This window comes from Kosakonia sp. MUSA4 (assembly GCF_013085925.1).
In the GTDB taxonomy this organism is placed as follows: Bacteria; Pseudomonadota; Gammaproteobacteria; order Enterobacterales; family Enterobacteriaceae; genus Kosakonia; species Kosakonia sacchari_B.
In genome coordinates this window covers 1,398,993-1,409,819 of record NZ_CP025697.1, presented here as the reverse complement: position 1 = coordinate 1,409,819, position 10,827 = coordinate 1,398,993, and the positions used below count along the sequence as shown (strand labels likewise).

Sequence of the window (10,827 nt, the reverse complement as noted above, 5' to 3'; positions counted from 1 at the left end):
GGAGATAACGATGCGACTCTGGCTGATACGTCACGGTGAAACTGAAGCAAACGTTGCCGGGCTTTACAGCGGCCACACCCCCACTCCGCTGACGCCAAAGGGCCTGGCGCAGGCGCAAACCCTGGGTGAATTGCTCAGCGAGGTCCCCTTTGATCGCGTGCTGTGCAGCGCACTGGAGCGGGCGCAACAGACGGCGGGACGCGTTCTTGCGCGGCGGGAAATGACCATTGAAACCACGCCGTTACTGAATGAAATGTTCTTCGGCGACTGGGAAATGCGTCATCACCGCGATTTGGCGCGCGAAGATCCGCAGAACTATGCCGCCTGGTGCAATGACTGGCAGAATGCCACCCCGACCAATGGCGAAGGCTTTCAGGCATTTTCCGCGCGTATTGAGCAAGTTATCGCACATCTGGCCGATATTAAGGACCAGCAGAATATCCTGCTGGTGAGCCATCAGGGCGTATTGAGCCTGTTAATCGCCCGCCTGTTAAAGATGCCCGCCGCCTCGCTATGGCATTTTCGTGTCGATCAAGGGTGCTGGAGCATGATCGATATACATGACAATTTCGCCACGCTGCGAGTGCTTAATAGCCGCGCCGTCTGGCGGGCTGATGAGTAATAGCGTGTTTTTCAACCATCCCATTCAACGTGGTGATTCGGTCATTGACACGCCATGCAAGGCTGTTATCCTCCGCGCGCAGAAATTGTTTTACAAAAATGGCGATGCAATCACACGGTCATGATGGGATGATAGCCCGCTTTTGAAATTGCCGGGTCAGACATTTGTCCCGACAATCGATGCAGTTCAGGTATAATGTCAGGCCGTTCATTAACAGTATATTTTTCACTCACCCAGGGGGAACACTTGCAGGGTAAAGCACTCCAGGATTTTGTTATCGACAAAATTGATGACCTGAAAGGTCAGGACATCGTTGCAATTGACGTGCAGGGCAAATCAAGCATCACCGATTGCATGATTATCTGCACCGGCACTTCCACTCGTCATGTGATTTCCATTGCGGATCATGTGGTTCAGGAATCCCGCGCCGCCGGTCTGATGCCGCTGGGCGTCGAAGGCGAAAGCGCCGCCGACTGGGTTGTGGTCGATCTGGGCGATGTCATTGTCCACGTAATGCAGGAAGAGAGCCGTCGCCTGTATGAGCTGGAAAAACTCTGGAGTTAATGCGTGAAACTGCAACTGGTCGCCGTCGGCACAAAAATGCCGGACTGGGTACAGACAGGTTTTACTGAATATCTGCGCCGTTTTCCCAAAGATATGCCATTTGAACTGATTGAGATCCCGGCAGGAAAGCGCGGTAAAAACGCAGATATCAAACGTATTCTCGACAAAGAGGGTGAGCAGATGCTGGCGGCTGCTGGCAAGAATCGCATCGTCACCCTCGATATCCCCGGCAAACCCTGGGATACGCCGCAGCTTGCAAATGAACTGGAACGCTGGAAGCAGGATGGACGCGACGTCAGTCTGCTTATCGGCGGTCCGGAAGGGTTATCCCCCGCCTGCAAAGCGGCAGCAGAACAAAGTTGGTCTCTCTCTGCGCTGACGCTCCCGCACCCGCTGGTGCGCGTGCTGGTGGCTGAAAGCCTGTATCGCGCATGGAGTATTACCACCAACCATCCTTACCACCGTGAGTAATGACGAGTCTTAGGTAGATTAAGCAGCGGATGAAATTACAGAATTCTTTTCGCGACTATACGGCTGAGTCCGCGCTGTTTATACGCCGGGCGGTGGTCGCCTTTACGGGGATTTTGCTGCTTACCGGCGTGCTGATCGCTAACCTTTATAACCTGCAAATCGTCCGTTTTGCGGACTACCAGACCCGTTCTAACGAAAACCGCATCAAACTGGTTCCCATCGCGCCAAGCCGCGGCATTATTTACGATCGCAACGGCACGCCGCTGGCGCTTAATCGCACCATTTACCAGATCGAAATGATGCCGGAGAAGGTCGATAACGTGCAGCAAACGCTGGATGCCCTGCGCGACGTGGTAGATCTGACCGATGACGATATTGCCAACTTCAAAAAAGAGCGCTCGCGTTCGCACCGCTTCACGTCAATTCCGGTAAAAACCAACCTGACCGAAGTTCAGGTGGCGCGCTTTGCCGTTAATCAGTACCGCTTTCCCGGCGTGGAAGTGAAAGGCTACAAACGCCGCTTCTATCCTTACGGCTCAGCGCTGACTCATGTTATCGGCTACGTCTCGAAAATTAACGATAAAGACGTTGAGCGGCTGGATAAAGAGGGCAAGCTGGCCAACTATGCCGCCACGCACGATATTGGTAAGCTGGGCATTGAGCGCTATTACGAAGATGTTCTGCACGGCCAGACCGGTTATGAAGAGGTTGAAGTTAACAACCGCGGCCGCGTTATCCGCCAGCTTAAAGAAGTGCCGCCGCAGGCCGGGCACGATATCTACCTGACGTTAGATTTGAAATTGCAGCAGTACATCGAAACACTGCTTGCTGGCAGCCGAGCCGCAGTGGTAGTCACCGATCCGCGCAACGGCAGCATTCTCGCGCTGGTGTCGATGCCGAGCTACGACCCCAATCTGTTTGTCGATGGTATCTCCAGCAAAGATTATTCGTCGCTGCTTAATGACCCGAACACGCCGCTGATCAACCGCGCCACGCAGGGGGTTTACCCTCCGGCGTCAACGGTGAAACCGTATGTGGCGGTTTCCGCGCTCAGCGCCGGCGCGATCACCCGCAATACCAGCCTGTTCGATCCCGGCTGGTGGCAGTTGCCGGGTTCTGATAAACGCTACCGCGACTGGAAAAAATGGGGCCACGGCCATCTGAACGTCACCAAAGCGCTGGAAGAATCCGCTGATACCTTCTTCTACCAGGTCGCTTATGACATGGGCATCGATCGCCTGTCGGAGTGGATGGGTAAATTTGGTTACGGCCACTATACCGGCGTCGATCTGTCGGAAGAGCGCTCCGGTAACATGCCGACGCGCGAGTGGAAACTGAAACGCTTTAAGAAGCCGTGGTATCAGGGCGACACCATCCCGGTAGGGATTGGCCAGGGCTACTGGACGGCAACGCCATTGCAGATGAATAAAGCAATGATGATCCTGATTAACGACGGTATCGTCAAAGTGCCGCACCTGCTGATGAGCACGGTGGAAAACGGCCAACAGGTGCCGTGGAAACAGCCTGCCGAACCGCCGGTCGGCGATATTCACTCCGGCTACTGGGAGATCGCCAAAGACGGCATGTACGGCGTGGCGAACCGCCCGAATGGGACCGGCCACAAATACTTTGCCGATGCGCCGTATAAGGTTGCAGCCAAGTCCGGTACTGCGCAGGTCTTCGGCCTGAAAGCGAATGAAACCTATAACGCGCACCGGATCGCTGAGCGCCTGCGTGACCATAAACTGATGACTGCGTTTGCGCCGTATGATAATCCTCAGGTCGCCGTCGCGGTGATTCTGGAAAACGGCGGCGCAGGACCGGCTGTCGGGACCATTATGCGCCAGATCCTCGACCACATTATGCTTGGCGATAACAACACGGATTTGCCAGCGGAAAACCCCTCAACGGCAGCGGCGGAGGACCAATAATCATGACGGATAATCCGAACAAAAAATCGTTCTGGGACAAAATACATATCGATCCCACGATGTTGCTTATCATCCTCGCGCTGCTGTTTTACAGCGCGATCGTGATCTGGAGCGCCAGCGGCCAGGACATTGGCATGACCGAACGTAAAATCGGCCAGATCGCCATGGGGCTGATTATCATGGTGGTGCTGGCGCAGGTGCCGCCACGCGTCTATGAAGGCTGGGCACCCTATCTGTATATTTTCTGCATCATCCTGCTGGTAGCGGTGGATGCTTTCGGCGCGATTTCCAAAGGCGCGCAGCGCTGGCTCGATCTCGGCGTTGTCCGTTTCCAGCCTTCCGAGATCGCGAAAATCGCCGTGCCGCTGATGGTGGCGCGCTTTATTAACCGCGACGTTTGCCCGCCTTCGCTGAAAAATACCGCTATCGCGCTGGCGCTGATCTTTCTGCCAACGCTGCTGGTGGCGGCGCAGCCGGATCTGGGTACCTCGATTCTGGTGGTGCTCTCGGGGCTGTTTGTCCTGTTCCTTTCCGGCCTGAGCTGGCGGCTGATCGCTATTGCAGCGGTACTGGTCGCGGCGTTTATTCCGGTGCTGTGGTTCTTCCTGATGCATGATTATCAGCGCCAGCGCGTGATGATGTTGCTCGATCCAGAAACCGATCCGCTCGGCGCAGGCTACCATATTATTCAGTCGAAAATTGCTATCGGTTCCGGCGGCCTGAGCGGTAAAGGCTGGCTGCACGGTACGCAGTCGCAGCTGGAGTTCCTTCCCGAACGCCATACCGACTTTATCTTCGCCGTGCTGGCGGAAGAGCTGGGGCTGATCGGAATTCTGATTTTGCTGGCGCTGTATGTGCTGCTGATTATGCGCGGCTTGTGGATCGCCGCGCGGGCGCAAACCACCTTTGGCCGCGTCATGGCCGGCGGTTTGATGTTGATTTTATTCGTTTATGTGTTCGTAAATATTGGTATGGTGAGTGGCATACTGCCGGTGGTCGGCGTACCGTTGCCACTGATCAGTTACGGGGGATCAGCCCTGATCGTACTCATGGCCGGGTTTGGTATCGTTATGTCGATCCATACTCACAGGAAAATGTTGTCTAAGAACGTTTAAGAGGTGCGCAATGCGTAAGCAATGGCTGGGGATCTGCATAGCTGCGGGGTTACTGGCGGCATGTTCAAATGATGGTGGTCAGCAGCAGACGACCGTAGCGCCTCAACCTGCGGTGTGTACTGGTCCTGTCGTTGAAATCAGCGGCGCGGAGCCTCATTACGAAGCACCGAACGCCACGGCAAATCAGGATTATGAGCGCGACGGCAAGAGCTACAAAATCGTTCAGGATCCCTCCCGTTTCAGCCAGGCCGGTTTAGCCGCCATTTATGATGCTGAGCCGGGCAGCAATCTGACCGCTTCCGGCGAAGCGTTCGATCCTATGCAACTGACGGCAGCCCATCCGACGCTGCCGATCCCAAGTTACGCGCGTATCACCAACCTGGCGAACGGCCGCATGATTGTGGTCCGCATTAACGATCGTGGACCGTATGGTAACGACCGGGTGATCTCGTTGTCGCGCGCGGCAGCGGATCGCCTGAACACGTCGAATAACACCAAAGTACGTATCGACCCAATTATCGTCGCCCAGGATGGTTCACTTTCCGGGCCGGGCACTGTCTGTACTAAAGTCGCGCAGCAAACCTATGTGCTGCCCGCGCGTCCCGATCTCGGCGGCGGTCTGGGCAGCGCCTCCCCCGTGCCACAGCCTGTACAGCCGCAGGGCAACGTTCAGGCCATCAGTAACGATTCACTAAAAAGCGACGATGCCACTGGCTCGCCGGTAAGCAGCGGCGGCTTCCTCGGCGCACCGACACCGCTCGCCAGCGGCGTGCTGGAAGGCAGTGAAACAGCACAACCGGCCGCCACGGCTGCCACGACGCCGGTCGCGCAAACCACCACTCAGGTGACGCAAACCGCAATGCCAGCCACCCGCACTGCGCCGATTACTGCGCCGGGTTCTGTTCAGGGGCATGTGCAAAGTTCTGTCGCCGCCAGCAGCGCAACAGCCGCCGCCAGCAGCGGCTATATGGTGCAGGTCGGCGCCGTCAGCGATCAGGCTCGCGCGCAGCAGTACCAGCAGCGCCTGGCGCAGCAGTTCTCTGTACCGGGCCGTGTAACGCAGAACGGTGCGGTATGGCGCGTTCAGCTTGGGCCATTCAGCACCAAAGCGGACGCCAGCGCGTTACAGCAGCGGTTACAAAATGAAGCGCAGTTACAATCTTTTATCACTGGCGCGCAGTAATTGGGTAAGGTGTCTGACTTTGTCAGCTTGTGTAAGCAGCATTAACAAAGTCATGCTTAAAGTCAGATGCCTGCCGATATAGCTTTTGCTATAGTAAGGCACTTTTTTTAACTCCATCACGGATGTCGTTGTTCGACCATGAAGACCACTTTTTCCGTTCGTTTTGTGCAGCGCCTGGCGCTCACCACCGCGCTGGCTGCAGCATCTCTTACCGCTGCCCATGCCGATGACCTGAATATCAAAACCATGATCCCAGGCGTTCCGCAGATTGATGCGGAATCTTACATCCTGATCGATTACAACTCCGGTAAAGTGCTGGCGGAACAGAACGCCGATGCGCGCCGCGATCCGGCGAGCCTGACCAAAATGATGACCAGCTATGTCATCGGCCAGGCGATGAAAGCGGGCAAGTTTAAAGACAGCGATTTGGTGACTATCGGTAACGATGCATGGGCGACCGGCAACCCGGTATTCCGTGGTTCTTCGCTGATGTTCCTGAAACCAGGCATGCAGGTGCCGGTTTCTCAGTTGATTCGCGGTATCAACCTGCAATCCGGTAATGACGCCTGTGTGGCGATGGCCGATTATGTTGCGGGCAGCCAGGATGCGTTCGTCGGTCTGATGAACAGCTATGTGAATGCGCTCGGTTTGCAGAACAGCCACTTCCAGACGGTTCACGGTCTGGACGCTGATGGTCAGTACAGCTCCGCACGCGATATGGCGCTGATTGGCCAGGCACTCATTCGCGACGTACCGAACGAATACGCCATCTATAAAGAAAAAGAGTTTACCTTTAACGGCATTCGCCAGACCAACCGTAATGGTCTGCTGTGGGATAACAGCCTGAACGTGGACGGTATCAAAACCGGCCATACCGACAAAGCAGGTTATAATCTGGTGGCTTCGGCAACGGAAGGCCAGATGCGCCTGATCTCTGCCGTCATGGGTGGTCGTACCTTTAAAGGCCGCGAAACCGAAAGCAAAAAACTGCTGACCTGGGGCTTCCGCTTCTTTGAAACCGTCAGTCCGCTGAAAGCCGGTAAAGAGTTCGCTTCTGAGCCAGCCTGGTTTGGCGACAGCGATCGCGCATCGTTAGGCGTCGATAAAGACGTTTATCTGACCATTCCACGCGGCCGCATGAAAGACCTGAAAGCCAGCTATGTGCTGAACACCAGCGAACTGCACGCACCGCTGCAGAAAAACCAGGTGGTTGGTTCCATTAACTTCCAGTTAGATGGCAAAACCATTGAGCAACGCCCGCTGGTGGTATTGCAGGAGATCCCGGAAGGCAATTTCTTCGGCAAAATCATTGATTACATTAAATTGATGTTCCATCACTGGTTCGGTTAAAAATTGAACACTTGAAAGTGTGATTTCCGCCCCCATATACTTAGCATCTCAGAAAAACTCCTGCCCAACCGGCAGGAGTTATTATTTTTTACGCCGGAGCTGACATGAAAACCAATCTCAAAGAACTGCTTGAATTCCCGACACCCTTTACTTACAAAGTGATGGGTCTGGCGAAGCCAGAGCTGGTTGATCTGGTGGTTGAAGTGGTACAGCGCCACGCGCCAGGTGATTACTCCCCGCAGGTAAAACCGAGCAGCAAAGGCAATTACCACTCGGTATCCATCACCATCACTGCCACCCATATTGAGCAGGTTGAAACGTTGTACGAAGAACTCGGCAACATTGAAATTGTGCGTATGGTTCTGTAATCGTTTGGCGTTACCCGGAAACATTCGGGTAACGTCTTCGCTGTGATATACTCCCCCCACTCTTTTCTCCGCCGGAGATGCCGTTTTGTCTCAGGACACCATTCTTATCCGCAATCTGGGCCTGCAATCTTACGAGCCAGTGTCCCAACAAATGCATGACTTCACCGATACCCGCGACGATACAACGCCCGATGAAATCTGGCTGGTAGAGCACCACCCTGTGTTTACTCAGGGCCAGGCCGGTAAAGCTGAACACGTTCTGGCACCCGGCGATATTCCGGTGATCCAGAGCGACCGCGGCGGCCAGGTGACCTATCACGGACCAGGCCAGCAAGTGATGTACGTGCTTATCAACCTGAAACGCCGCAAAATTGGCGTGCGTGAACTTGTTACGTTACTGGAAAATACGGTGATCAACACGCTGGCAACGCAGGGTATCAAGGCGCAAGCGCGTGCTGACGCACCAGGCGTTTATGTTCAGGGCAAGAAGATCTGTTCGCTGGGTTTACGTATCCGTAAAGGTTGCTCATTTCATGGGCTGGCATTAAATATCGACATGGATCTGGCACCGTTTATGCGCATCAATCCGTGTGGCTATGCCGGGATGGAAATGACGCAGGTCAGCCAACTGACGGAAAATACTGGGGTGGAGAAAATAAGGCCAATCCTTGTTCAGCAATTTTTAGCGTTACTAAACAATCCACCCCATCAATATATGGATGCTTAATATATCATGTATTTTGACCCGCATTTCGTGCGGGTCGTTATTTTATTGGCATGTTAGCGCTTTACAACAGATGCCTTATTCTCTATTTTCAACCTACCTGCCTTGTCTGGCAAATATGCATTACGGTGCTATTCCGGGCTTCGTATGCGTGCTTCAGGCCAGCAATTTTGAGCGCAATGTTCGCATCACGATGAAAAACTACGTAATGATGATGCGTGACAGGATGTTAACTCAAATTAATAATCAACTAAAAAAACAAATTCAACTATCATTCATATTGCGAATGATTATGGAGCACAAGCGTGGATAATAATAACCAACCGGAAAAGCGAATAACCGTGCGCCCTGAAGATGATAAGCCGCAAATCTTCCGGACGCTGCGCAATATTGATCTCAACTTACTGACGATTTTTGAGGCAGTATATGTTCATAAAGGGATCGTTAACGCGGCAAAAGTGCTTAACCTCACGCCTTCAGCTATTAGCCAGTCGATTCAGAAACTGCGCTTAATATTTCCAGATCCGCTTTTTATTCGTAAAGGCCAGGGCGTTACGCCGACCGCCTATGCATCGCATTTACATGAATATATCAGCCAGGGGCTGGAGTCGATCCTTGGCGCGCTAGATCTTACCGGTAGCTACGACAAACAACGTACCATTACGATTGGCACGCCACCGTCGATCGGCGCATTAGTTATTCCGACTATCTTTCAGGCTATTAAAGAGAGCGCGCCGCATCTGATGATGCGTAATATTCCGGTAAACGACGCGGAAAGCCAGCTTAGCCAGTTCCAGACGGATTTGATTATTGATACGCATATTGCCAGCTCGCGCACGCTCAATCATCACGTGTTGTATAGCGACCGGATGATGCTGGTGTGTCGTAAAGGGCATCCTTGTCTGAATGAGCCGATCAACCAAGAGGTTTTGCAAAAGTATGAGCACACGTTGCTGATGCTGGAAGGGCAAAACCTGAGCGGGCTACGTCAGCGAGTACAGGATCTCTTTCCGGAACGTCAGGTGAGTTTTAGCAGTTACAATATGTTTACTATTGCAGCACTGATTGGCAACAGCGATCTGCTCGGCCTGATGCCGACACGTTTGTTCAAACTCTTCAGTGGTTGCTGGCCGCTGGTCGAAATCGATTTTCCGCCGCTTAGCAGCGAACAGCTTGATATCTCCCTGTATTACAATAAATTGAGTTTGCGCGATCCGGTGCTGGAGAATGTCATCAATGTTATCCGACGGGCTTTTTAACGCCCGTTCTCCCCTGGTGAAAGTGCTAACGCTTGCTGGGCGTTTGGCACAAAACAACAACTATTTTACAAATTGCCCCGCTGTCAGGCTGCTTTCTACTCGCCGATAATGGTATACTGCGCGCACGTTAATTCAAAAATAGTTGATAAATACAACATTCCCTTGAATTGAAATACTTACTTCGTTATCCGCAACTGGAACACGCACGCTATGAGTAAACCCATTGTGATGGAACGCGGTGTTAAGTACCGCGATGCCGATAAAATGGCTCTTATCCCGGTTAAAAACGTGGCAACCGAGCGCGAAGCTCTGTTGAGAAAACCGGAATGGATGAAAATCAAACTCCCGGCAGACTCTTCCCGTATCCAGGGGATCAAAGCAGCCATGCGTAAAAATGGGCTGCACTCTGTGTGCGAAGAGGCATCCTGCCCGAACCTTGCTGAGTGTTTCAACCACGGAACGGCCACCTTTATGATCCTCGGCGCCATCTGTACACGCCGCTGCCCGTTCTGCGATGTGGCGCACGGCCGTCCGGTGGCACCTGACGCTAACGAACCACAAAAACTGGCGCAGACAATTGCCGATATGGCACTGCGTTATGTGGTCATCACCTCCGTTGACCGTGACGATCTGCGTGACGGCGGTGCACAGCATTTCGCAGACTGCATCACCGCAATCCGTGAAAAAAGTCCATCCATCAAAATTGAGACGCTGGTTCCGGACTTCCGCGGTCGTATGGATCGCGCGCTGGATATCCTCACCGCAACGCCGCCAGACGTCTTTAACCACAACCTGGAGAACGTGCCGCGTATCTATCGCCAGGTACGTCCAGGCGCGGATTACAACTGGTCACTGAAGCTGCTGGAGCGTTTTAAAGAAGCGCATCCGGAGATCCCCACCAAATCCGGTTTGATGGTAGGGCTTGGTGAAACGAATGCTGAAATTATCGACGTAATGCGCGATCTGCGCCGCCACGGAGTGACGATGCTGACGCTGGGGCAGTATTTACAGCCTAGCCGCCATCACCTGCCGGTTCAGCGCTATGTCAGCCCGGATGAGTTTGACGAAATGAAAGAAGAAGCGCTGGCAATGGGCTTTACCCATGCGGCATGCGGCCCGTTCGTTCGCTCTTCCTATCACGCGGACCTGCAGGCAAAAGGCATTGAAGTGAAGTAATACCTGCTTACACTCCAGACAAAAAAACCGGCTTCTACGCCGGTTTTTTTTCGCCTGTCGGGGC

11 protein-coding genes are annotated in these 10,827 nt (G+C 53.6%); all 11 read left to right on the top strand.

Features of this window, described 5'->3' with window-relative positions; translation table 11 throughout:
- The first annotated feature begins 10 nt into the window (after positions 1-10).
- Entirely contained in the window at positions 11-622 is a 612-nt protein-coding gene (locus tag C0557_RS06705) for an adenosylcobalamin/alpha-ribazole phosphatase (protein WP_208657936.1), read from the top strand.
- Between the two features lie 246 nt (positions 623-868).
- Complete coding sequence (rsfS, locus tag C0557_RS06700) at positions 869-1,186, top strand: ribosome silencing factor (RefSeq protein WP_007373852.1); 318 nt, start codon at positions 869-871, stop codon at positions 1,184-1,186.
- A 3-nt stretch (positions 1,187-1,189) separates the two neighbouring features.
- The gene (rlmH, locus tag C0557_RS06695; protein WP_000776107.1) at positions 1,190-1,657 is read left to right on the top strand and encodes a 23S rRNA (pseudouridine(1915)-N(3))-methyltransferase RlmH; all 468 of its coding nucleotides are present in this window, start codon (positions 1,190-1,192) and stop codon (positions 1,655-1,657) included.
- Between the two features lie 29 nt (positions 1,658-1,686).
- Positions 1,687-3,588 (top strand): peptidoglycan DD-transpeptidase MrdA, encoded by a 1,902-nt coding sequence (gene mrdA, locus C0557_RS06690; protein WP_074775220.1) that lies wholly within the window; start codon positions 1,687-1,689, stop codon positions 3,586-3,588.
- Between the two features lie 2 nt (positions 3,589-3,590).
- Entirely contained in the window at positions 3,591-4,703 is a 1,113-nt protein-coding gene (mrdB, locus tag C0557_RS06685) for a peptidoglycan glycosyltransferase MrdB (RefSeq protein ID WP_043954299.1), read from the top strand.
- 10 nt (positions 4,704-4,713) lie between these two features.
- Positions 4,714-5,886: an endolytic peptidoglycan transglycosylase RlpA gene (rlpA, locus tag C0557_RS06680; protein WP_208657935.1), complete on the top strand. Its 1,173-nt coding sequence runs from the start codon at positions 4,714-4,716 to the stop codon at positions 5,884-5,886.
- A 138-nt stretch (positions 5,887-6,024) separates the two neighbouring features.
- Positions 6,025-7,236 carry a D-alanyl-D-alanine carboxypeptidase DacA gene (dacA, locus tag C0557_RS06675; protein WP_074775217.1) on the top strand — a complete coding sequence of 404 codons (1,212 nt, stop codon included), beginning with the start codon at positions 6,025-6,027 and terminating at the stop codon, positions 7,234-7,236.
- Between the two features lie 104 nt (positions 7,237-7,340).
- Positions 7,341-7,604 (top strand): DUF493 family protein YbeD, encoded by a 264-nt coding sequence (gene ybeD / locus C0557_RS06670; RefSeq protein ID WP_007373847.1) that lies wholly within the window; start codon positions 7,341-7,343, stop codon positions 7,602-7,604.
- Positions 7,605-7,689: 85 nt separating this feature from the next.
- On the top strand, positions 7,690-8,331 hold the full coding sequence (gene lipB, locus C0557_RS06665; RefSeq protein WP_208657934.1) for a lipoyl(octanoyl) transferase LipB: 642 nt from the start codon (positions 7,690-7,692) through the stop codon (positions 8,329-8,331).
- Positions 8,332-8,633: 302 nt separating this feature from the next.
- Positions 8,634-9,587 (top strand): YbeF family transcriptional regulator, encoded by a 954-nt coding sequence (locus C0557_RS06660; RefSeq protein WP_208657933.1) that lies wholly within the window; start codon positions 8,634-8,636, stop codon positions 9,585-9,587.
- Between the two features lie 210 nt (positions 9,588-9,797).
- Positions 9,798-10,763 carry a lipoyl synthase gene (gene lipA / locus C0557_RS06655; RefSeq protein WP_035885995.1) on the top strand — a complete coding sequence of 322 codons (966 nt, stop codon included), beginning with the start codon at positions 9,798-9,800 and terminating at the stop codon, positions 10,761-10,763.
- Positions 10,764-10,827: the final 64 nt, after the last annotated feature.

Coding starts and splice junctions, on each gene's coding strand:
- ybeD (WP_007373847.1), top strand. CDS start 7,341: ATGAAAACCAATCTCAAAGAACTGCTTGAATTCCCGACACCCTTTACT.
- rlpA (WP_208657935.1), top strand. CDS start 4,714: ATGCGTAAGCAATGGCTGGGGATCTGCATAGCTGCGGGGTTACTGGCG.
- mrdA (WP_074775220.1), top strand. CDS start 1,687: ATGAAATTACAGAATTCTTTTCGCGACTATACGGCTGAGTCCGCGCTG.
- dacA (WP_074775217.1), top strand. CDS start 6,025: ATGAAGACCACTTTTTCCGTTCGTTTTGTGCAGCGCCTGGCGCTCACC.
- C0557_RS06705 (WP_208657936.1), top strand. CDS start 11: ATGCGACTCTGGCTGATACGTCACGGTGAAACTGAAGCAAACGTTGCC.
- lipA (WP_035885995.1), top strand. CDS start 9,798: ATGAGTAAACCCATTGTGATGGAACGCGGTGTTAAGTACCGCGATGCC.
- mrdB (WP_043954299.1), top strand. CDS start 3,591: ATGACGGATAATCCGAACAAAAAATCGTTCTGGGACAAAATACATATC.